Consider the following 21,628-nt stretch of genomic DNA (forward strand, 5'->3'; position numbering starts at 1 on the left):
CCCGCGATGAGGCCCGAAAGAACGCAGCTAACCGATCAGACCAACTCCTTCATCCGATGCCACAACATCCCCAACGCCAACAACGGCGAACGCAAATGTTTGCCGCCGGGGAAGGTGATATGCGGCACCTTGGCGAACAGATCGAAACCACCGCCTTGCTGGCCGCTGATGGCTTCAGCCAACAACTTCCCCGCCAAGTGCGTGGCGTTCAACCCATGACCGGAATAGGCCTGGGCGTAATAGACATTCGGCTGTTCCTTGAGCCGACCGATCTGCGGCAGGCGATTGGCGCCGATGCCGATCATCCCGCCCCATTGATAATCGATTTTCACCCCGGCCAGTTGCGGGAACACCGCCAGCATCTTCGGCCGCATGTACGCGGCGATGTCTTTCGGATCGCGCCCTGAATAATGGCAGGCACCGCCGAACAGCAAGCGTCGGTCCGCCGAGAGTCGGTAATAATCCAGCGCCACCCGTTGATCGCAGGCCGCCATGTTTTGCGGCAGCAGCGCGTGAGCCTGTTCTTCACTCAAGGGTTCGGTGGCGATGATGTAACTGCCGGCGGGCAGCACCTTGCCGCCGAGTTGCGGATTGAGATCGTTGAGGTAGGCGTTGCAACCCAGCACCAGCGTCTTCGCGCGAACCGAGCCCTGGGCGGTGTGGACTTTGACCACGGGGCCGTAATCGATGCGGGTCACCGCCGATTGTTCGAACAGCTTTACGCCCAATTGTTGGGCGGCGGCCGCTTCGCCGAGTGCCAGGTTCAAGGGGTGCAGATGCCCGGAGCCCATGTCGATCAAGCCGCCGACATAGCGGTCGGATCCCACCACGCTGTGCATTTCGTGGGCTTGCAGCAGACGGGTTTCGTAACGGTAGCCGAGTCTGTGCAACTCGATGGCGTCTTCGGCGAAGCCTTCCAGGTCTTGAGCCTTGTTGGCGAGGTCGCAGTAACCCCAGGTCAGATCGCAAGGGATCTGAAAACGCTCGATCCGCTGTCGGACGATTTCCACTGCTTCCAGGCCCATCAGTTTCATCTGACGCACACCGTCTGCACCGATCACGTTGGCGAACTGATCGAGGCCATGCCCGACGCCGCGAATCAATTGCCCGCCATTGCGTCCGCTGGCGCCCCAACCGATTTTGTGTGCTTCCAGCAGCACCACGCTGAAGCCACGGTCGGCCAATTCAATCGCGGTGTTCAGCCCGGAGAACCCGCCGCCCACCACACATACGTCCGCAACCAGCTCACCTGTGAGCACCGCAAGATCGGGTTGCGGCAAGCTGCTGGCGGCGTAATAAGAGGCCGCGTGTTGATGGCTCGGGGCTGGTTGCTGAACGGGGGCGTTCATGTGCGTCATCCTGAGTTCGTGTGTTTGAAAAAGTTGACGGAGCATAAGCCGCCGCTTCGGACACGGGCAACACCGGTCGGTTGGCGCTGTCTGGATCGGGGTTTTTGCGTCAGAATCCCGGTCTATTCCGCATTCGGTCACCGCTTCGATGAGTTGCAACAGTCAGAAAATTCGCACGCTGCGCCAGCAGATTCCCTCTTTCGAGTGCGTGCCCGGCTGCCATGACTGCTGTGGGCCGGTGACCACCTCGCCCGAAGAAATGTCCCGCCTGCCGCGCAAGACCCGGGCCGAGCAGGATGCGGCGATGGATGAGCTCAACTGCGTCCATCTGGGGCCCAACGGCTGCACGGTGTATGACGAGCGACCGCTGATCTGTCGACTGTTCGGTACCACCAAGACGTTGCCATGCCCCAACGGGCGGCGACCGGTGGAGCTGATCCATCCGCGGGTCGAGAAGCAGATTCATGAGTACATGGCTTCTACCCGACAGGTCTTGGTCTGACTGTTGCGTGAATCAGGGGCACCGAGTCGACTCCATCGCGGGCAAGCCCGCTCCCACAAGATCGGCGCAACACCTGTGGGAGCGGGCTTGCCCGCGATGGGGCCCGAACATGCACCACAAAGCCTCAATCCGGAATCGGCAGGTTCAAGCTCTCTTTCACTTCTTCCATCACGATATAGCTCTTGGATTCGCGCACATGTGGCAGCTTGAGCAGGATGTCGCCCAGCAGTTTGCGGTACGAGGCCATCTCGGATATCCGTGCTTTCACCAGGTAATCGAAATCCCCTGACACCAAATGGCATTCCAGTACGTGGGGCAGTTTCAACACCGCGCGTCGGAACTCTTCGAAAGTATCGCCGGATTTGTAGTCGAGGCTGATCTCGACGAACACCAGCAAGCTACCCTTGAGGTGCTGCGGATTCAGGCGGGCGTTGTAGCCCATGATGATCCCTTCGCGCTCCAGTCGCCGTACCCGCTCGGTGCAGGGCGTGGTGGAGAGGCCGACCTTTTCCCCCAGTTCGGTGAAGGAAATACGCCCGTCCGCTTGCAGGATCCGCAGGATGTTGCGGTCGATCTTGTCCAGCTCACGTTTGGTCTGAGTGTTGGTCCGCATAGGGGATGCGCCTCCGTGAAAAGGGTTTTTGCCGAGAATTGTCGCCAAATATAGGCACTTATATAGTGAAAAGCACTGGCTAATCTTTTTTAAACTGCCCACATCTTCGGTCTGCACAATAAACGTCAGCGGTAAGCCGCGATGAGGGATATGAAAATGCGCGTTCTGGTCTTGGGTAGCGGCGTCATCGGTACCGCCAGTGCCTATTATCTGGCACGGGCCGGCTTTGAGGTGACGGTGGTTGACCGTCAGCCCGCGGCGGCCATGGAAACCAGTTTCGCCAATGCCGGGCAGGTTTCGCCGGGTTATGCCTCGCCGTGGGCCGCGCCGGGCGTGCCGCTCAAAGCCATCAAGTGGCTGTTGCAGCGTCACGCGCCATTGGCGATCAAGGCCACCGCCGACATCGACCAATACCTGTGGATGGCGCAGATGCTGCGCAACTGCACCGCCAGCCGTTACGCGGTGAACAAGGAGCGCATGGTGCGCCTGTCCGAGTACAGTCGCGACTGCCTCGACGAATTGCGCGCCGAAACCGGTATTGCCTACGAAGGCCGCAGCCTCGGTACTACCCAGCTGTTCCGCACCCAGGCGCAGCTTGATGGCGCCGCCAAAGACATCGCCGTGCTGCAAGAGTCCGGCGTGCCGTTCGAATTGCTCGACCGCGCCGGCATTGCCCGGGTCGAACCGGCCCTGGCCAGTGTCACCGACATCCTCGCCGGTGCCTTGCGCCTGCCGAACGACCAGACCGGCGACTGCCAGATTTTCACCACCCGCCTGGCCGAAATGGCCACGAAACTGGGTGTGGAATTCCGTTTCGGCCAGGACATTCAGCGCCTCGACTTCGCCGGTGATCGCATCAACGGCGTGTGGATCGACGGCAAGCTGGAAACCGCCGACCGCTACGTGCTGGCGCTGGGCAGCTACTCGCCGCAATTGCTCAAGCCGTTGGGCATCCGGGCTCCGGTGTATCCGCTCAAGGGTTACTCGCTGACCGTGCCGATCATCAACCCGGCGATGGCCCCGACGTCGACCATTCTCGACGAGACCTACAAGGTCGCGATCACCCGTTTCGACAACCGCATCCGCGTCGGCGGCATGGCGGAAATTGCCGGTTTTGACCTGTCGTTGAACCCGCGTCGACGCGAAACCCTGGAGATGATCGTCAACGACCTTTATCCTCAGGGCGGCGATCTGCCTCAGGCGAGCTTCTGGACCGGCCTGCGTCCGACCACTCCGGACGGCACCCCGATTGTTGGCGCCACACCGTTCAAAAATCTGTTTCTGAATACGGGCCACGGTACGCTCGGCTGGACCATGGCCTGTGGCTCCGGTCGTTTGCTGGCCGATCTGATGGCGAAGAAAACGCCGCAGATCAGCGCCGAAGGCCTCGATATTTCCCGTTATGGCAACAAACTTCAGGAGTCCGCAAAACATGTCAATCCAGCGCCAGCTCACCAATGAGCGCATGAGCCAGATCGTTGTCCACAACAGTACCGTGTATCTGGCAGGGCAGGTCGGCGATGACATGAGCGCCGGGATTGAACAGCAGACCCGTGAAACCCTCGCCAACATCGAGCGTTTGCTGGATCTGGCCGGGACCGACAAGAACCGTCTGCTGTCGGTGACGATTTACCTGAAAGACATCGACGCGCACTTCGAAGGCATGAATTCGGTGTGGGACCAGTGGCTGCCAAAGGGCGTCGCCCCGGCCCGCGCTACCGTTGAATCGAAGCTGTGCGAACCGGAAATCCTGGTTGAGCTGTCGGTTGTTGCCGCGCTGCCATAACGCTCAGCCAGAAAGATCCCTCTCCCGGCGCTGTTGGCGGTTCGCTGTCAGCCAGCGCCGGTTTTTTTTCAAATGACCGACTAGAAGTCTGCCGCCATGCGTCCAGCCCGTGCCCTGATCGACCTTCAAGCCCTGCGCCACAACTACCGGATCGCCCGTGAAGTCACGGGGGCCAAGGCCCTCGCGGTGATCAAGGCCGATGCCTATGGCCATGGCGCGGTACGCTGCGCCCAGGCGCTGGAAGCCGAGGCGGACGGGTTTGCCGTGGCGTGCATCGAAGAGGCGTTGGAGCTGCGTGCCGCCGGCATTCGTGCGCCGGTGTTGTTGCTCGAAGGTTTTTTCGAAGCCGATGAGCTGTCGCTGATCGTCGAGCATGACTTCTGGTGCGTGGTGCATTCGCTGTGGCAGCTCGAAGCCATCGAAAAAGCCGCGCTGAGCAAACCGATCACGGTATGGCTCAAGCTCGACTCGGGCATGCATCGGGTTGGCTTGCACCCGGCGGATTACCAGGCGGCCTATCAACGGCTGCTGGCCAGCGGCAAAGTGGCAAAGATCGTGCTGATGAGTCACTTCGCCCGCGCCGATGAACTGCACTGCCAGACCAGCGCCGAGCAGGTCGCGGTGTTCGAGGCGGCGCGTCAGGGGTTGTCGGCTGAAATCAGCCTGCGTAATTCGCCGGCGGTGCTCGGTTGGCCGCAGATTCCGAGCGATTGGGTGCGCCCGGGCATCATGCTCTACGGCGCAACGCCTTTCGAAGAGGCCAATGCCGTGGCGTCCCGCCTGCAACCGGTGATGACCCTGGAATCGAAAGTGATTTGCGTGCGTGAACTGCCGGCCGGCGAGCCGATTGGTTACGGCGCGAAATTCGTCACCCCCAAGCCAATGCGCGTTGGCGTGGTGGCGATGGGGTATGCCGACGGCTATCCACGTCAGGCACCGACCGGTACGCCCGTGATGGTCGCCGGGCAGCGCAGCCAGTTGATTGGCCGCGTGTCGATGGACATGCTCTGCATCGACCTGACCGACGTGCCGCAAGCCGGCCTCGGTTCGCCCGTCGAGTTGTGGGGCAAAAATATCCTCGCCAGTGACGTTGCGACGGCCGCGGGCACGATTCCTTACCAGATCTTCTGCAACCTGCGTCGAGTGCCGCTGCTCTATTCCGGGGCCTGACGAAAAACGTTCCCGACCGAAAGTCGCTTCGCCAAACAGGATTCAGGTCCAAGTGTTGTAAATACTGAACGCTGTCGCCATGATAACGCTCAATATTCCTGCAACCTGAATCCCTGGAGGCTCCAGCATTGGACGTCGGTGAACGACTGCAATCCATCCGTAAGCTCAAAGGTCTTTCCCAGCGTGAGCTCGCCAAACGCGCGGGTGTTACCAACAGCACTATTTCGATGATCGAGAAGAACAGCGTCAGCCCCTCGATCAGTTCGCTGAGGAAGGTACTGGGCGGGATTCCCATGTCCATGGTCGAGTTCTTTTCCGAAGAAATCCTGCAGGAAAAACCGACTCAGATCGTCTACAAGGCCCACGAGCTGATCGATATTTCCGATGGGGCAGTGACCATGAAACTGGTCGGTCGGGCTCACCCGAGCCGGGCTATCGCGTTCCTCAACGAAATCTACCCGCCAGGCGCCGACACCGGTGACGAGATGCTCACCCATGAGGGCGAGGAAACCGGGATTCTGGTGGAAGGTCGGCTGGAGCTTGTGGTCGGGCTCGAAACATTTGTGCTCGAAGCCGGCGATAGCTACTACTTTGAAAGTACCAAGCCGCACCGCTTCCGTAATCCGTTCGATGCCCCGGCGCGACTAATCAGCGCAGCCACTCCAGCGAATTTCTAAGAGAAGAGGCGTCCTGCCCGGATTGTGGAGACGCCCATGCTGTATTCCCATCCCACGACAAGACCCCTTCGACTTTGGGGTTGTTTCAGTGTGACGGGCTTACCGCTATACTTGCGCCCGCCTGCGAACCGTGGCCGTGGGCGTGACTAGCCACCATTGAGGGTGAACGCGTGAATCTAATTATGAAAATGCTGGCCGTACCAGCAACCGTATTGGCCCTTTGGGCAGTCAGCGCACAAGCAGCGACCAACGACGATATTGCTAAACGTCTTGAACCTGTCGGCCAGGTTTGTGTGCAGGGCAAAGAGTGCAAGGGGATGGAAGTCGCTGCATCTGCTGGTGGCGGTGGTGGTGCCAAGACCCCTGACGAAGTGATTGCGAAACATTGCAACGCTTGCCACGGTACCGGCCTGTTGGGCGCACCGAAAATTGGTGATGCTGCAGCCTGGGGCGAGCGCGCCAAAAAAGAAGGCGGCCTAGACGGCTTGCTGGCGAAAGCCATCTCCGGCATCAACGCAATGCCGCCAAAAGGCACTTGCGCCGATTGCGCAGACGCCGAGCTCAAGGGCGCCATCCAGAAGATGTCTGGCCTGAAGTAAACCCGGTCTTCAACGAAAAGCCGCTTGCGAGCGGCTTTTTTGTGCCTGCGATTTACCCCTGAGGCTATGCTTTGCAGCAAAGACCCGGCAAGCTCGGTCCAACCCCAATTCATGGAACGGGCGGGAGGATCAGATGGTGCAGTTGTGTTCTATCGAACAGGCGGTCGATGATGTCCTGGCGCGGTTGCCTGCGCATATCCACATGGGCTTGCCGCTGGGGCTGGGCAAGCCCAATCACTTCGTCAACGCGCTGTATCAACGGATCGCGCAGCTGCCCGAGCGGCAACTGACGATTTACACCGCCCTGTGCCTCGGACGCCCGCCATTGGGTGATGGCTTGCAAAAGCGCTTCCTCGAACCCTTCATCGAGCGGGTGTTTGGCGATTATCCGGAGCTGGATTTCCTCGCCGACCTGCATCGCGACAGCCTGCCGGCCAACATCCACATTCATCAATTCTTCATGCAGCCAGGCAGCCTGCTTAACAGCGCATCGGCCCAGCAGGATTACGTCAGCAGCAATTACAGCCACGCTGCCCGGGACATCAATGCCGCCGGCTTGAACCTGGTCGCGCAACTGGTCGCCAGCCACAGCGAGCATCCCGATCGCTTGAGCCTGAGCTGCAACCCGGACATCACCCTCGACCTGTTGCCGATGATCGCCAAACGCCGGGCGGTGGGGGAAACGATCCTGCTGGTGGGCCAGGTACACAACGATTTGCCATACATGCCTGGCGATGCGGAAATCGGCATCGACAGCTTCGACCTGCTGATCGACGCGAAGGACAGCACCACGTTGTTTTCCACGCCGAACATGCCGGTGGGTTTCCAGGATCATTTCATCGGCCTGCACGCCAGCACGCTGGTGCGCGACGGCGGTACCTTGCAGATTGGCATCGGCGCCATGGGCGATGCCCTGACGGCAGCGTTGCTGGCGCGGCAGGCTGACAGTGACGGTTATAAGGCGTTGCTGGCGGATCTGAATCTCAGCCAGTGGGCGCAGTTGATTGAGCGTGAAGGAGGCATCGAACCGTTCGCCAAGGGCCTTTACGGTTGCAGCGAAATGTTCGTCAACGGCTTGCTGGTATTAGCGGACGCCGGGATTGTACGGCGCAAGGTCTACCCGGACGTGCCGACCCAGCAGCAGGCGAATGCCGGAACGCTGGACGAGTCTGTGCAGACTGACGGCATCTCGGTGCATGGCGGATTTTTCCTCGGGCCGCGCAGTTTCTATGAACGCCTGCGGGAGATGCCTCAAGGTAAACGGCTCGAATTCAACATGACCCGCATCAGCTACATCAACGAGCTCTACGGTCAGGAAGAACTCAAACGCTTGCAGCGCCTTGATGCGCGCTTCATCAACACTGTCTTCACCATGACCTTGCTCGGCGCCGGCGTGGCCGATCAACTCGAAGACGGGCGGGTGCTGAGCGGTGTCGGCGGGCAATACAACTTCGTCGTCCAGGGCCATGCGCTGGAAGGTGCGCGTTCGATCCTGCTGCTGCGCAGTTGGCGCGAGTCGGGCGGTGAAGTCAGTTCGAATATCGTCTGGGAATACGGTCACTGCACGATCCCACGGCACCTGCGGGACATCGTCGTCACCGAATACGGCATCGCCGATTTGCGGGGCAAGACCGACGCGGCGGTGATCGAGGCATTGCTGAATATCAGCGACTCACGCTTCCAGCCGGGGCTGATCGAGCAGGCGCAGAGCGTTGGCAAATTGCCGAAGCATTTCCGCCTCGATCCGCGTTTCGCCGACAACAGCCCACAACGTTTGCAGGCCATTCAGTGTCGACATTTGAATCTGTTTCCGGAATATCCGTTGGGCTGTGATTTCACCGCTGAGGAACGGGATTTATTGCGGGCGCTGAACTGGTTGAAGAGCAAGTTCAAGCTCACGGAGATTCTGGAATTGGGCAAGGCTGCGCTGGATGCGCCAGCGGCTTCGGAATTTCCGGTGCATCTGGAAAGGATGCAGCTGACCAACCCGGAAGGGCTGAAAGAGGATTTGTTTCAGCGGTTACTGCTCACCGGTCTCAAAGCCACTGCGCAATAACAGCCACCACAAAAACCTGTGGGAGCGGGCTTGCCCGCGATGGCGGTGGAACAGCCAACATCAATGTTGAATGTCATGACCTCATCGCGGGCAAGCCCGCTCCCACAGGTTCGGTGATGCAGCTGGTTTATTCGATGAAGGTTACAACGCCATCCTTCAGCGACTGCACCCGAGCCAACGATTCCACGCGATAACCCTGGGCATCCAGTTCCGCACGGCCGCCCTGAAACGACTTCTCGATCACAATACCCAAGCCTGCAACGGTCGCGCCGGCCTGTTTGATGATCGAGATCAGCGCTTGCGACGCCTTACCGTTAGCCAGGAAGTCGTCGATGATCAGCACGCGGTCGCTGCTGGTCAGGTGGCGCGGGGAGATCGCCACGGTGCTTTCGGTTTGCTTGGTGAACGAGTAAACGGTCGCCGACAGCAGGTTTTCAGTCAGGGTCAGGGACTGATGCTTGCGGGCGAAAATCACCGGTACGCCGAGGTTCAGGCCGGTCATGATCGCCGGGGCAATGCCCGAGGCCTCGATGGTGACGATCTTGGTGATGCCCGAATCCTTGAACAGCGTGGCGAATTCGTCGCCGATCAGCTTCATCAGGGCCGGGTCGATCTGGTGGTTCAGAAAGGCGTCGACTTTCAGAACCTGGTCGGAAAGCACGATGCCTTCTTCGCGAATTTTCTTGTGCAGTGCTTCCATGAAGCTTTCCTCTACTGGCGCCGTGTGCGCCTAGCTTGTAAAAAGTGTTCGGTTAAAAAATGCATCGGCTAAAAAGTGCTCAATTCTAGCGCTTTAACATCGCGCGTATATCCGCCAATGCGGTATTACCGCGAACGGCTTTGACTTCAACGGGAGTGTCGTCATTGCCTTCCCAGGCCAGGTCGTCCGGCGGCAGTTCATCGAGGAAACGGCTAGGCGCGCAGTCGATGATCTCGCCGTATTGCTTACGCTTGGCGGCGAAGGTGAATGCCAACGTCTGACGCGCTCGGGTAATCCCGACGTAGGCCAGGCGACGTTCCTCTTCGATGGTGTCGGCTTCGATGCTGGAGCGGTGCGGGAGGATTTCCTCTTCCATGCCCATGATGAACACGTAAGGAAATTCCAGACCCTTGGAGGCGTGCAAGGTCATCATCTGCACACCTTCGGCGCCGTCTTCCTCTTCCTGCTGACGCTCCAGCATGTCGCGCAGAACGAGTTTGCCGATGGCGTCTTCGACGGTCATCTCGCCTTCTTCGTCTTTCTCCAGCGTGTTCTTCAGCGCCTCGATCAGGAACCAGACGTTACCCATGCGGTAATCGGCGGCCTTGTCGCTGGAGCTGTTGGTGCGCAGCCAGTTCTCGTAGTCGATGTCCATGACCATGCTGCGCAGGGCGGAGATCGGGTCTTCGCCGGCACACTGCTCGCGGACCTTGTCCATGAAACGCTTGAAGCGCGACAGGCGATCGGTGAAGCGCGTGTCCAGATGCTCGCCCAAGCCGATTTCGTCGGTGGCGGCGTACATCGAGATTTTTCGCTCGGTGGCGTAGTTGCCCAGCTTTTCCAGGGTGGTCGAACCGATCTCCCGGCGCGGGACGTTGATCACCCGCAGGAAGGCGTTGTCGTCGTCCGGGTTCACGATCAATCGGAAGTAGGCCATCAGGTCTTTCACTTCCTGACGTCCGAAAAAGCTGTTGCCGCCGGACAGGCGATACGGAATCTGGTGGTGCTGCAGCTTCAGCTCGATCAGCTTGGCCTGGTAGTTGCCGCGATACAGGATCGCAAAATCGCTGTATGGCCGATCCGTGCGCAGGTGCAGGGTCAGCAATTCGACGGCCACGCGCTCGGCTTCGGCGTCTTCGTTGCGGCAACGGATCACGCGGATTTCGTCGCCGTGGCCCATCTCACTCCACAGCTGTTTTTCGAATTCGTGTGGATTGTTGGAAATCAGCACGTTGGCGCAGCGCAGGATGCGGCTGGTGGAGCGGTAGTTTTGCTCCAGCATCACCACTTTCAGGGACGGATAGTCGTCCTTGAGCAGCATCAGGTTTTCCGGGCGGGCGCCGCGCCAGGCGTAGATCGACTGGTCGTCGTCGCCCACCACCGTGAACTGGTTGCGTTTGCCGATCAGCAGTTTCACCAGCAAATACTGGCTGGCGTTGGTGTCCTGGTATTCGTCCACCAACAGGTAGCGGACCTTGTTCTGCCATTTTTCCAGGATATCGTCGTGTTCCTGGAACAGTTTTACCGGCAGCAGGATCAGGTCGTCGAAGTCCACCGCGTTGAACGCCTTGAGCGTGCGCTGGTAGTGGGTGTAGACGATGGCGGCGGTCTGTTCCTTGGGGTTGCGGGCGTTTTCCAGGGCTTCGGGCGGCAGGATCAGGTCGTTTTTCCACGAGCCGATCATGTTTTTGATCTCGTCGACGCCGTCGTCGCCCGAGTATTCCTTCTGCATGATGTCGGTCATCAGGGCTTTGACGTCGGTCTCGTCGAAGATCGAGAAGCCCGGTTTGTAGCCCAGCCGCACGTGTTCCTTGCGGATGATGTTCAGGCCCAGGTTGTGGAAGGTGCAGACCGTCAGGCCGCGGCCTTCGCCGCCTTTGAGCAGGGTGCCGACCCGTTCCTTCATCTCTCGCGCGGCCTTGTTGGTAAAGGTCATGGCGACAATGTATTGGGCTCGGATGCCACAGCTCTGGATCAGATGCGCAATTTTGCGGGTGATCACGCTGGTCTTGCCGGAGCCTGCGCCGGCGAGCACCAAAAGAGGGCCGCCGACATAGCTCACGGCTTCTTGCTGCCGGGGATTGAGTCGGGACATACGAAATCAGGGAGTCATTAGCGAAATGGGCCGGCATTTTAACAGGCTCAGCGAATTGTGCTGCTCTCTCCGACTTGTGACCCAACACGCTATCTCTATTTGCCGGTTTTGCTACTTTCACGCAGGATGCGCAGTGAATTTGCGTCTAATGTTCGTATTCAATACGCCAAAGTCGTGTTTGATAACCGATGTCATGTTGTCATTGGTTATCTGCGCGGCATAATGCCCGCCGCCTACATCTTTGCAGAGTCTAGGGAGCTAGCTTGTCTACGCCTGTCGAACCCTTGCGTTTGCTGCTACTGGCCGAAGAGCCGGCGTGGGCAGCGTTGTTGCGCGAGTGTCTGGCTCCGATGGGGAGTTCGGCTGTGCTGCTCAGCGCGCCGAGCTGGGAGTCGGTCAGCAACCTGTTTGATGACAACCGCAGCGCGGTGTTGTTGACAATTCCTGCTCTCCAGCCGGCACCCGGCCGTTGCAACCTGCCGACGGTGTTGCTGCTCGAACACGAGCCGCTGGCGCCGCCCGACGGTGTGAGCGACTGGCTGGTGCGCAATCTGCTGGATCCCGGCATGTTGCGCCGCTGCCTGCGTCATGTGCGTGAGCGCGGCGTGCTGGAAAACACTTTGCAGCGCCTGGCCGAGCAGGATCCGTTGACCGGTATCGCCAACCGTCAGGGTTTCCAGACCTTGCTGGCGGCGCGTCTGGCCGAAAACGAAGGTCGCGGCCTGGCCCTCGGTCACCTCGATCTCGACAACTTCCGACACGCCAACGACGCCCTCGGCCACCAAGCCGGCGATCGGTTGATCCTGCAAGTGGTCTCGCGGCTGAAAAGCCAACTGGAGGCCAGCGATCAACTGGCGCGGCTGGGCAGCGATGAATTCGCCCTGCTGATCGACACCCGCCGCGCCCCTCAGCGCGCCGAATGGATGGCCGAACGCATTACCGAAGCCCTGTCCGAACCCTATTGGGTCGACGGCGAAAGCCTGTTGATCGGTTCCAGCCTTGGCATCGCTCACGCACGAGCGCAGGCCGGCCCCGACCCGTTGATGTGGCACGCGCACATCGCCATGCAGCAGGCCAAGAGCACTCAGGGCTGCACCTTTCACATCTTCAACGAGCGGATCAATCGCAATGCCCGCAGCATCGCCGACCTCGAAAGCGAGCTGCGCCGGGCCTTGCGTCGCGATGAGCTGGAATTGCATTACCAGCCACGCCTGAACCTCGAGGACGGCCAGATCGTCGGCCTCGAAGCGTTGGTGCGCTGGCGTCATGGCGAACGCGGCTTGCTGCCCCCCAGCGAATTCGTGCCGCTGGCCGAGCAAAGCGGCTTGATCGTGCCGTTGGGTTACTGGGTGATTTCCCGGGCCCTGCGAGACATGCAGGCGTTGCGCGAACGAGGTCTGCCAGCGCTGCACATGGCAATCAACCTGTCGTTCCGGCAGTTTCAGGACAGCCAGTTGCTGTCGACCCTGAGCCGGCTGATTGCCGAGCGAGGCGTCGAGGCGCAATGGCTGGAATTCGAACTGACCGAAACCGCGGTGATGCGTCGCAGCGATCTGGTCAAGCAGACCATGGACGCCCTTGGGCGTTTGGGCGTGCGCTTCTCGCTGGACGATTTCGGCACCGGGTTCTCTTCGTTCGTGCACCTCAACAGCCTGCCGATTGCGTTGTTGAAGGTCGACAAGAGCTTTGTCGGCGGCATGGAAGAACGGGAAGAGAATCGCAAACTGGTCCACGCGATGATCAACCTGGCGCACAACCTCAATCTCGAAGTGGTTGCCGAAGGAGTGGAAACAGCGGAGCAGCTGGATTTGTTGCGCGGGTTTGGTTGCGATCAGGTTCAGGGGTATCTGATCAGCAAGCCGTTGCCGTTGGCGGAGTTGGTGGAGTACCTGACGTTCGGTTCCAGTCAGATGGCTGTGGTTGAGGCCATTTAAAAGATCGCAGCCTTCGGCAGCTCCTACAAAAGCGCGGTCATGCGCGATCCTGTAGGAGCTGCCGCAGGCTGCGATCTTTTGATCTTAATCCGGCTGAATCACTTGAAAGCTGCCTTGCGCTGACGGCTCCCGCCGAATCATCCGCTTTATCTTCCACTCAAACGCCAGCGTCAGACTCACCGCCGCACACGCCAGCCCCAGCGCCAGGCCCCACCAGACCCCCGTTGGCCCCCAGTTCAAATGGAAGGCCATCCACCAAGCGGCCGGTGCGCCGATCAGCCAATAGCAACCCAAACCCACCAGGAACGTGGTCTTGGCATCCTTGAGCCCGCGGATGCAGCCCATGGCGATGGTTTGCGTGCCGTCGAACAGCTCGAACCACGCCGCTACTGCCAGCAGGCTCACAGCCAGGTTGATGACTTCGCGGAACGCCGGGTCGTTGTGGTCCAGGAATAAGCCGATCAACTGATGCGGCAGCAGCCAGAAGACCATCGCGAAGCCAAGCATTGCCGCAGCCCCGAAGGCGATCCCGACACGTCCGGCCAGCCGCGCATCAAGCAATTGCCCGGCGCCGTAATGCTGGCCGATGCGCATGGTGATCGCGTAGGAAAGCCCCGCCGGAATCATGAACGCCACCGAGACGATTTGCAGGGCGATCTGATGCGCCGCCAGTTGCGTACTGCCCATGGTGCCCATGCACAGCGCAGCGAAGGCAAACAGGCCGACTTCCACCGCATAGGTGCCGCCAATCGGCAGGCCCAGGCGCCACAATTCCTTCAAGTACTGACGGTTGGGCCGCGACAGACCCTGACTCAATGGATACGCGTCGTAGGCCGGATGCCGACGAATGTGCAGCGCGAGCGCCAGTGCCATGAGGTTAGCGACGATCGCCGTGACCAGACCGATGCCCACCAGGCCCATTTTTGGTAGGCCGAACATGCCGGTGATCAAGGCATAGTTGAGCAGGAAGTTGGCCACAGTGCCGGCGAGGCTGATGACCATCACCGGTGTCGCCCGGCCGATGGCGCTGGTGAAACCGCGCAGCGCCATGAAGCTCAGGTAGCCGGGCAGGGCGAACGGCAGAATCAACAGAAACTGGCCGGCAGCCTGGACGTTGGTTTCGGTCTGGCCGAACAGCAGCAACACTGGTTTCAGGTTCCACAGCAGCAAACCCGCCACCAGCGCCATCAACCATGCCAGCCACAACCCGGCCTGGGTCAGCCGCGCCGCGCCAATGATGTCGCCCGCGCCCTGACGGATCGCCACCAGGGTGCCAACGGCGGCGATTACGCCGATGCAGAAAATCGACACGAACGAATACGTCGCCGCACCCAGACCGCCACCGGCCAGCGCCTCTGGGCTCAGGCGAGCCATCATCAATGTGTCGGTGAGGACCATCAACATGTGCGCCAACTGCGAGGCAATCAACGGCCCCGCCAGCCGCAGGATGGCCCAGAGTTCAATACGCGCTGGATGCTGCATGATCATCACGCTCGATTGTGAGAGAGAACAGGAAGCGTCGATTCTCGGCGCTCTGCAGGGTTTTCACAAAGGGATAAAAAGGATGGGTGGCATGATTAAAACTCATGCTGGGGAGTTTCTGATAAGTTGGTGCAATCGCGCTATAGGAGCTTTCCTGATGTCTCGTCGTCTTCCTCCTTTGTATGCCCTTCGAGCATTCGAAGCGGCGGCGCGGCATAGCTCGTTTACCCGCGCCGCCGAAGAACTGTCGATCACGCAAAGTGCGGTCAGTCGGCACATTCGTACGCTCGAAGAGCATTTCGCCTGTCGGCTGTTTCATCGCAGCGGGCGCAACCTGCAACTGACCGAATCGGCGCGGCTGATCCTGCCCGGCATTCGCGAAGGCTTCACCGCCCTCGAACGGGCCTGCAATACCTTGCGCGCCGAGGACGACATCCTGCGCATGAAAGCCCCGTCGACCCTGACCATGCGTTGGTTGTTGGCGCGGCTCAGCCGTTTTCGGCACCTGCGACCGGGGAACGAGGTGCAATTGACCAGCGCCTGGATGGACATCGATACGGTGGACTTCAACCACGAACCCTTCGACTGCGCTGTCATTCTCAGCAACGGGCATTTTCCACCGGACTGGGAGGCAACTTTCCTGTTCCCCGAAGAGCTGATTCCGGTGGGCGCGCCGAATCTTCTGAAGGATCAACCGTGGGACGTTGCGCGCCTGGCCAGTACCGAGTTGCTGCACCCGACGCCGGACCGCCGTGACTGGCGCAATTGGCTGGAGCGCATGGGCCTGACCGATCAAGTCTCGCTCAAGGGCGGGCAGGTGTTCGACACGCTGGAGCTGGGCATGATCGCCGCTGCCCGGGGTTACGGCGTGTCCATGGGCGATTTGCTGATGGTGGCGGAGGATGTTGCGCAGGGACGTCTGAGTTTGCCGTGGCCGACGGCCGTCGCCAGTGGTGAGAATTACTACCTGGTCTGGCCGAAAACCCGCCCCGGCGGTGAGCGTTTGCGCCGCCTCAGCGATTTCCTGCAAGGCGAGGTCCGGGCCATGGAATTACCGGATGTCGAACGTCTGGGCTGAATCGATGGAGCCGCCGCAATGGCGGCCTTGAGCCATATCCCCGTTAATTACTCAAGTATTCAGCTTTGCCGCCGAAAATCTGCTGATGGGACCTTCGTGCAGGTTCCATGTTTTCCCCACAATCAGAAATTTTGCCGAGTGTGCGATGGGATCAAAATGATCCGGCCACTGGGTCAGGAGCTGTCATGTCTCAACCTCGTGCTCGGATTGCCTCACAGCTGGGTCTTGCGCTTGCCGTGATTCTGGCGATTGTCATCAGTGGCAGTACAGTATTCGCCCTGCGCTCGCTGGACACCGCCAACCTCGCCACCCGCGAAGAGCATCTGGCCAGTGAGGCCCGCTTGCTTGCCGATCAGCTGAGCACCTTTCACGGCACCTTGCGTGAAAGCACCCAGCGCCTGGCCGGCCTGTTCGAGAAGCGCTTCAGCGCCGGTTTGAGCGTGCATCCGGATGAGCCGGTGACCGTGGCGGGTGTGCAGACCCCGGGCCTGCACTTGGGCAATGAAGTGTTGAACAACAACTTCGCAGAAGTCGACGAGTTCAAGCAGATGACCGCAGGCGTCGCGACCGTGTTCGTGCGCAGTGGTGAGGAGTTCATTCGGGTCAGCACGAATGTCAGCAAACAAGATGGCAGCCGTGCCATCGGCACTCTGCTCGACCACGCGAACCCGGCTTACGCCCGTTTGATGGCGGGGCAGAGCTACGTGGGTCGAGCTTTGCTTTTCGAACGCTTCTACATGTCGCAGTACACCCCCGTACGCGACAGCAGCGGTAAGATCATTGCCGTGCTGTACGTAGGATTCGATTACACCGACGCGCAGAACGCGCAGTTCGCCAACCTCAAACGCTTCCGCATCGGCCAGACCGGTTCCTTGGCGTTGCTGGATGAACAAGGCAAATGGCTGGTGCCGATTGCAGGTGTACAAGCACTGGATCAGGCGGTCTCGAGCATTGTCGGTCTGGCCAAGACACCGGGCAAAGGCGACTTCTGGAACGACAAGTCGCAAGACTTTTACAGTGTTGCCGTGCCGTTCGAAGGCGGACCGTGGTCGGTGGTGGCGAGCATGCCGAAAACCGAAATCCGCGCCGTGACCTGGAGCGTCGGTATTCAATTGGCGATCGGCAGTCTGCTGGCGATGCTGCTGGCGGTCGGTGCGGCGGTCTGGTTGCTGCGCAGCAAACTGGCGCCTCTGGGCGATCTGGTGCGTCAGGCCGAAGCCTTGGGTGCCGGTGATTTGAGTGTTCGCCTGAACGTGTCGAGCAATGACGAAATCGGTCAACTTGCCCGCGCCTTCAACCAGATGAGCCAGGCCCTGTCGACCATGGTCGAGCACATCCGTAAAGCCTCGGGAGAGGTCAACAGCCGTGCCCAGGCGTTGTCCGGTTTGTCCGGTGGTGCCTATGAAGGGATGGAGCAGCAGTCCGGCGAAATCACCAGCATGGCTGGCGCCGTAGAAGAATTTAGCGCCACCTCGCTGAACATTGCCGACAACATGGGCAACACCCAGCGTCTGGCGCAGGAAAACGCACAGCAAACGCAGATCGGTCGTACGTCGATGGACGAAGCGTCCTCATCCCTGGAGCAAATCGCCGGTGCACTGAACAGCACCGCGACGGTGATCAATACCTTGGGGCAGCGCTCCCAGGAAATCGGCGGCATTGTCGGGGTGATTACCGCGATCGCCGAGCAAACCAACTTGCTGGCGCTCAACGCCGCCATCGAAGCCGCCCGCGCTGGTGAGCAGGGCCGTGGGTTTGCGGTGGTGGCCGATGAGGTGCGCAACCTGGCCTCTCGCACCCGCCAGGCCACTGACGAAATTTCCGGGATGATCCAAAGCATCCAGCAGGAAACCGGCAACGCCATCAGCACCATGGAGCAAGGCAACGTGCTGATGCAGGAAGGCCTGTCGCGCAACGCCAACGTCGCCTCAGCGCTGGCACGGATCGATGAACAAAGCCGCTCGGCCGGTCAGCAATTCGCTGCCATCACCACCGCGACCCAGGAACAAAGCAGCACCGCGACCTTGCTCAGCAGCAATCTGCAAAGCATCGCTTTGGCGAACAGTGAACAGCGGGAAGTGGTGTCGAACCTGGCTGTGACCGCCAAAGAGCTGGAGAAGCTCGCGGCGGATTTGCGGCATGAGGTTGACCGGTTTCGTTGAGTCACCTCTGAAATCGCCTTCGCGAGCAAGCCCGCTCCCACAGTAGATCTGCGGTGAACACAGTATTTGTGAACGCTGGAGATCATGTGGGAGCGGGCTTGCCCGCGAAGGGATCGACTCGATTCCCAATTTGTCTCAAAGCTGTGGATCAATTCCTCACTAATAGTCTTCCTTGGCACTTAGCACCAGTGTCTCGATTTTTATGCTTGCTGAAACGTTTCTTCAAGTCTATAAAATTGGCACAACTCCAAGAAAGGCTGCTGCCATGACCCCGCTCAAACTCTTCGTTGCTATCAGCGCACTGTCCGCTGCCTCCCAAGCCATGGCCTGGGACTACGTCCTGCTCGACACCGATAAAGCCGCCCAGAACTGGCAAATCACCAGCCAGCAACTCGGCGTAAAAACCGACAAACCCTTCAGCGTGACGCTGCGCACCTTGCACGGCGGGCGGCAAGAGGGCGTCAGCATCGTCGACATCGATAACGGCACGATGAAACTTTCGGTAGTACCGACTCGCGGCATGAACGTCCTGCAGGCCTCGGTCGGCGATGTGCGCATGGGCTGGGATTCGCCGGTCAAGGAAGTGGTCAATCCATCCTTCATCGAACTCAACGGCCGTGGTGGCCTGGGCTGGCTGGAAGGTTTCAATGAGCTGGTCACCCGCTGTGGCTACGAATGGGTCGGCCACCCCGGCATCGACAACGGCGAACTGCTGACCCTGCACGGCCGGGCCGCCAACATCCCTGCGAACAAAGTCACCCTGCACATCGACGAAAAACCGCCGTACGCCATCACTCTGCGCGGCGAGCTGAAAGAACAGGCGTTCAAGAAAGTCGACTTCTCCGTCGCGACCGAACTGGTCACCGAACCCGGCAGCGTAGCGTTCGCCCTCAACGACACCCTGACCAACAACGGCGACTATCCGAAGGAATACCAGGCGCTGTATCACAGCAACTTCAGCACCCCATTCCTGGAGCAGGGCGCTCGCTTCGCCGCGCCGGTGAAACAGGTGTCGCCATTCAACGACAAGGCCAAGGGCGATCTACCCGACTGGCAAACCTACCGCGCACCGACCAAGGACTACGACGAAACGGTCTACAACGTGGTGCCGTATGCCGATGCCAAGGGCGATACGTTGACCGTGCTGCATAACAAGGCCGGCAGCTTGGGCGTTTCGGTCGGCTTCAACACTCAAACACTGCCCGTGTTCTCCCTGTGGAAGAACACCGATACCCAAGGGCAGGGCTATGTCACGGGGCTGGAGCCGGGGACGAGTTTTTCCTACAACCGCCGGTATCAGCGGCCACTGAACCTGGTGCCGACGATTGGTCCGAAGGAACAGAAGCAGTTCGGGATCAGCTACAGCTTGTTGGCGGATAAGGCTGCTGTGGATAAGGCGTTGAAGCGGGTGAGCGAAATTCAGGGCGGGCGGGAGACTGAGGTGCGGCAGACGCCGTTGGTTGATCTCACCAAGGGGTGATGCCTGCTAATTTGTGCTCGGCCGGTATTGCAGTGCCTCGGCCAAGTGCTCGCGGGTAATTCCATCGACTTGCTCAAGGTCCGCCAGGGTGCGCGCCACTTTGAGCAGTCGATGGGCTGACCTCAGCGACAAGGTCAGCCGTTCACACGCCGTTTCCAGCCAGGTTTGGTCAGCAGTGACGTGAATCGCGCGCGCCCTCCCAAAATGCCCTACCGGGTTTTCAGTGCATTGGCCAGGCGCAGCATGGCCGCTTCGATTTCATAAGCGGTCAGCGACGAGTAACCCAATAACCAGCCTTGTTTCTTCTCCTCACCGGCGTACAACCGGCTCAGACCGGAAAGCTGAACGCCCGCGCTGGCTGCTTGGCGGATGGTTTTTTCTTCAGACCAGCCATCGTGCAGCAGGCAGGGAATTTGTAGCCCGCCAGGAGGGCGCAAGGCGGTAACGATGCCGTCCAAGTGCTTACCGATCGTGTCGAGCATGATGGAGCGGCGTCCGGCATACAGCTTGCGCATGGCTCGGACGTGGGCGTTGTAATGGCCGTCCTCCATAAAGCGCGCCAGGGTCAGTTGCAGAATTTGGGGTGTATGGCCGTCAATCATGCTGCGGGCGTAGGTAAAAGCCTTGATCAGCTCGTGGGGCAGTACCATGTAACCCATTCGCAAACCGGGGTAGAGGGTCTTGCTGAAGGTGCCGATATAGAGCGTACGCTGATACTTGTCCAGACCCTGTACGCAGGCGGTCGGTTGCCCGTCGTAGTGAAACTCGCTGTCGTAATCATCTTCGATGACCCATTTGCCTTTCTCCGCTGCCCAGTTGATCAACTCAAGACGACGCTCCAGTGGCAAGGTTGCGCCGGTGGGGTATTGATGAGAAGGCGTGACATAAACGCAATTGGCGCCGCTGCGGTCGGCGTACAGCAGGTCGGTGCGTATGCCCAGTTCATCGACATCGATGGGAAGAACGTTGGTCTCGGCGGTTTCAAAGGCTTTCTTGGCGCCATAGTAACCCGGGTTTTCCAGCAGGATCGGTTTGCCGGCGTCCACCAGCAACTGCGCACACAGAAAAAGAGCCTGGCGAGTGCTGCTCAATACCATGATCTGGTCGGGGGAGCATTTGGCCCCGCGCTCGAGGTTCAAGTAGGTGGCGATGGCCTTGCGCAGCGGCTCGGCGCCTTGCGGGTCGCCGTGCAACAGCACGTTGGCGCGATAGTCCTTCATCACCTGGCGCTGCAGGCGCTCCCAGACATCGGTAGGGAAGGTACGGGTTTCCGGCAGGCCGGTCGCAAACGCCTTGATCACCTGCTGATCGTTCACGCCGCCACTGTCGAAGATCATCCGCCCGCGTTGGCTCAATCCCGCCCCCGGTGCCGCCTGACTGCTTTTGACTTCCTGCGCCTTGATGCGTCGGCGCGCTGCGCCGCGCAATTCGGTGCCCAGCGTTTCACAGACATAACTGCCAGCCCCCTCGCGCCGCACGATAAAACCGTCGCGGTGCAGTTGCACGTAGGCGTTTTCAACGGTGTCGCGGGCAATCCCGAGTGACTTGGCCAGGACCCGGGTCGCGGGCAGCTTCAAGCCTGGGGCAAGGGCGCCATCGAGGATCAATGCACGCAGTGCGCGCTGAATCCGCTGATGCAGATTCAACAGCTGAAACTCAACATCGTTGAGGCGCATTTTCAGCGTTTCCAGCTCGAACGTTTTCGCCATGCGGTCTGCCTGATCTTAGTAAATTGGCCTGCAAAGGCAGGCCAGTCTATCCGTAGAATCCGCCCCACGTCACTGCCTTTGCGCTTGGTGATCGGTCGATGCATTGAGCGACTTCATGAAGAATTTTGCCCGCGGGCTGAGGCAGGGATCGCTTTCAGTCACAGCAAGCAGTCTGGTAAGTGGTCTGGCCTTCTGCGAGAAAGTGTGGGGGCAAAACATGCCATTTCAACGTTATA

17 protein-coding genes and 1 pseudogene are annotated in these 21,628 nt (G+C 59.9%); 11 read left to right on the top strand and 7 right to left on the bottom strand.

Features of this window, described 5'->3' with window-relative positions; genetic code table 11:
* Positions 1-35: 35 nt before the first annotated feature.
* Complete coding sequence (locus KGB18_RS01665) at positions 36-1,349, bottom strand: NAD(P)/FAD-dependent oxidoreductase (protein ID WP_223569305.1); 1,314 nt, start codon at positions 1,347-1,349, stop codon at positions 36-38.
* 148 nt (positions 1,350-1,497) lie between these two features.
* Here KGB18_RS01665 and KGB18_RS01670 point away from each other — a divergent pair, with 148 nt between their 5' ends.
* On the top strand, positions 1,498-1,851 hold the full coding sequence (locus tag KGB18_RS01670; protein WP_007894729.1) for a YkgJ family cysteine cluster protein: 354 nt from the start codon (positions 1,498-1,500) through the stop codon (positions 1,849-1,851).
* A gap of 124 nt (positions 1,852-1,975) precedes the next feature.
* Here the strand turns inward: KGB18_RS01670 and KGB18_RS01675 are convergent, their stop codons facing one another.
* The gene (locus tag KGB18_RS01675; RefSeq protein ID WP_003206849.1) at positions 1,976-2,464 is read right to left on the bottom strand and encodes an Lrp/AsnC ligand binding domain-containing protein; all 489 of its coding nucleotides are present in this window, start codon (positions 2,462-2,464) and stop codon (positions 1,976-1,978) included.
* Between the two features lie 156 nt (positions 2,465-2,620).
* Here KGB18_RS01675 and dadA point away from each other — a divergent pair, with 156 nt between their 5' ends.
* The 6 genes from dadA (at position 2,621) to KGB18_RS01705 (ending at position 8,752) form a co-directional block, all read left to right on the top strand.
* Positions 2,621-3,925, top strand: coding sequence for a D-amino acid dehydrogenase (gene dadA / locus KGB18_RS01680; protein WP_217856857.1), 1,305 nt, complete (start codon positions 2,621-2,623; stop codon positions 3,923-3,925).
* Complete coding sequence (locus tag KGB18_RS01685; RefSeq protein ID WP_038980768.1) at positions 3,897-4,250, top strand: RidA family protein; 354 nt, start codon at positions 3,897-3,899, stop codon at positions 4,248-4,250. Before dadA ends, KGB18_RS01685 begins: the two co-directional genes overlap by 29 nt.
* Positions 4,251-4,346: 96 nt before the next feature.
* Entirely contained in the window at positions 4,347-5,420 is a 1,074-nt protein-coding gene (alr, locus tag KGB18_RS01690; RefSeq protein WP_223569306.1) for an alanine racemase, read from the top strand.
* Between the two features lie 128 nt (positions 5,421-5,548).
* Positions 5,549-6,097 carry a cupin domain-containing protein gene (locus KGB18_RS01695; RefSeq protein ID WP_007894746.1) on the top strand — a complete coding sequence of 183 codons (549 nt, stop codon included), beginning with the start codon at positions 5,549-5,551 and terminating at the stop codon, positions 6,095-6,097.
* A gap of 182 nt (positions 6,098-6,279) precedes the next feature.
* Positions 6,280-6,696, top strand: a complete 417-nt coding sequence (locus KGB18_RS01700; RefSeq protein ID WP_123720235.1) for a c-type cytochrome — start codon at positions 6,280-6,282, stop codon at positions 6,694-6,696.
* A gap of 133 nt (positions 6,697-6,829) precedes the next feature.
* Positions 6,830-8,752: an acetyl-CoA hydrolase/transferase C-terminal domain-containing protein gene (locus tag KGB18_RS01705; RefSeq protein ID WP_223569307.1), complete on the top strand. Its 1,923-nt coding sequence runs from the start codon at positions 6,830-6,832 to the stop codon at positions 8,750-8,752.
* Between the two features lie 127 nt (positions 8,753-8,879).
* On the opposite strand, the gene KGB18_RS01710 is transcribed toward KGB18_RS01705, so the two are convergent.
* Positions 8,880-9,452 carry a xanthine phosphoribosyltransferase gene (locus tag KGB18_RS01710; RefSeq protein WP_007934646.1) on the bottom strand — a complete coding sequence of 191 codons (573 nt, stop codon included), beginning with the start codon at positions 9,450-9,452 and terminating at the stop codon, positions 8,880-8,882.
* 85 nt (positions 9,453-9,537) lie between these two features.
* Positions 9,538-11,547 carry a DNA helicase Rep gene (gene rep, locus KGB18_RS01715; RefSeq protein ID WP_007894754.1) on the bottom strand — a complete coding sequence of 670 codons (2,010 nt, stop codon included), beginning with the start codon at positions 11,545-11,547 and terminating at the stop codon, positions 9,538-9,540.
* Between the two features lie 263 nt (positions 11,548-11,810).
* On the opposite strand from rep, the gene KGB18_RS01720 reads away from it, so the two are divergent.
* Complete coding sequence (locus KGB18_RS01720; protein ID WP_201061266.1) at positions 11,811-13,481, top strand: putative bifunctional diguanylate cyclase/phosphodiesterase; 1,671 nt, start codon at positions 11,811-11,813, stop codon at positions 13,479-13,481.
* An 84-nt stretch (positions 13,482-13,565) separates the two neighbouring features.
* Here the strand turns inward: KGB18_RS01720 and KGB18_RS01725 are convergent, their stop codons facing one another.
* A complete protein-coding gene (locus KGB18_RS01725) occupies positions 13,566-14,963 on the bottom strand; it encodes a NorM family multidrug efflux MATE transporter (protein ID WP_123720325.1) in 1,398 nt (465 codons plus the stop codon).
* A gap of 157 nt (positions 14,964-15,120) precedes the next feature.
* On the opposite strand from KGB18_RS01725, the gene KGB18_RS01730 reads away from it, so the two are divergent.
* The 3 genes from KGB18_RS01730 (at position 15,121) to KGB18_RS01740 (ending at position 19,683) form a co-directional block, all read left to right on the top strand.
* Complete coding sequence (locus tag KGB18_RS01730; RefSeq protein WP_007894759.1) at positions 15,121-16,041, top strand: LysR substrate-binding domain-containing protein; 921 nt, start codon at positions 15,121-15,123, stop codon at positions 16,039-16,041.
* A 185-nt stretch (positions 16,042-16,226) separates the two neighbouring features.
* Positions 16,227-18,203: a methyl-accepting chemotaxis protein gene (locus KGB18_RS01735; protein WP_123720237.1), complete on the top strand. Its 1,977-nt coding sequence runs from the start codon at positions 16,227-16,229 to the stop codon at positions 18,201-18,203.
* A 265-nt stretch (positions 18,204-18,468) separates the two neighbouring features.
* The gene (locus KGB18_RS01740) at positions 18,469-19,683 is read left to right on the top strand and encodes an aldose 1-epimerase family protein (protein WP_201061267.1); all 1,215 of its coding nucleotides are present in this window, start codon (positions 18,469-18,471) and stop codon (positions 19,681-19,683) included.
* A gap of 6 nt (positions 19,684-19,689) precedes the next feature.
* Here the strand turns inward: KGB18_RS01740 and KGB18_RS01745 are convergent.
* A pseudogene (locus KGB18_RS01745) lies at positions 19,690-19,860 on the bottom strand (magnesium chelatase); the annotation flags it as partial.
* A 32-nt stretch (positions 19,861-19,892) separates the two neighbouring features.
* The gene (locus KGB18_RS01750; protein ID WP_123720239.1) at positions 19,893-21,392 is read right to left on the bottom strand and encodes a PLP-dependent aminotransferase family protein; all 1,500 of its coding nucleotides are present in this window, start codon (positions 21,390-21,392) and stop codon (positions 19,893-19,895) included.
* Positions 21,393-21,628: the final 236 nt, after the last annotated feature.

It is taken from the genome of Pseudomonas sp. BF-R-26, from assembly GCF_019947395.1.
In the GTDB taxonomy this organism is placed as follows: domain Bacteria; phylum Pseudomonadota; class Gammaproteobacteria; order Pseudomonadales; family Pseudomonadaceae; genus Aquipseudomonas; species Aquipseudomonas farris.

Excerpts from the sequence above, each read along its gene's own strand:
- KGB18_RS01665 (WP_223569305.1), bottom strand. The coding sequence starts at position 1,349 with ATGAACGCCCCCGTTCAGCAACCAGCCCCGAGCCATCAACACGCGGCC.
- KGB18_RS01670 (WP_007894729.1), top strand. The coding sequence starts at position 1,498 with ATGAGTTGCAACAGTCAGAAAATTCGCACGCTGCGCCAGCAGATTCCC.
- KGB18_RS01675 (WP_003206849.1), bottom strand. The coding sequence starts at position 2,464 with ATGCGGACCAACACTCAGACCAAACGTGAGCTGGACAAGATCGACCGC.
- dadA (WP_217856857.1), top strand. The coding sequence starts at position 2,621 with ATGCGCGTTCTGGTCTTGGGTAGCGGCGTCATCGGTACCGCCAGTGCC.
- KGB18_RS01685 (WP_038980768.1), top strand. The coding sequence starts at position 3,897 with ATGTCAATCCAGCGCCAGCTCACCAATGAGCGCATGAGCCAGATCGTT.
- alr (WP_223569306.1), top strand. The coding sequence starts at position 4,347 with ATGCGTCCAGCCCGTGCCCTGATCGACCTTCAAGCCCTGCGCCACAAC.
- KGB18_RS01700 (WP_123720235.1), top strand. The coding sequence starts at position 6,280 with ATGAAAATGCTGGCCGTACCAGCAACCGTATTGGCCCTTTGGGCAGTC.
- KGB18_RS01705 (WP_223569307.1), top strand. The coding sequence starts at position 6,830 with ATGGTGCAGTTGTGTTCTATCGAACAGGCGGTCGATGATGTCCTGGCG.
- KGB18_RS01710 (WP_007934646.1), bottom strand. The coding sequence starts at position 9,452 with ATGGAAGCACTGCACAAGAAAATTCGCGAAGAAGGCATCGTGCTTTCC.
- rep (WP_007894754.1), bottom strand. The coding sequence starts at position 11,547 with ATGTCCCGACTCAATCCCCGGCAGCAAGAAGCCGTGAGCTATGTCGGC.
- KGB18_RS01725 (WP_123720325.1), bottom strand. The coding sequence starts at position 14,963 with ATGCAGCATCCAGCGCGTATTGAACTCTGGGCCATCCTGCGGCTGGCG.
- KGB18_RS01730 (WP_007894759.1), top strand. The coding sequence starts at position 15,121 with ATGTCTCGTCGTCTTCCTCCTTTGTATGCCCTTCGAGCATTCGAAGCG.
- KGB18_RS01735 (WP_123720237.1), top strand. The coding sequence starts at position 16,227 with ATGTCTCAACCTCGTGCTCGGATTGCCTCACAGCTGGGTCTTGCGCTT.
- KGB18_RS01740 (WP_201061267.1), top strand. The coding sequence starts at position 18,469 with ATGACCCCGCTCAAACTCTTCGTTGCTATCAGCGCACTGTCCGCTGCC.
- KGB18_RS01750 (WP_123720239.1), bottom strand. The coding sequence starts at position 21,392 with ATGGCGAAAACGTTCGAGCTGGAAACGCTGAAAATGCGCCTCAACGAT.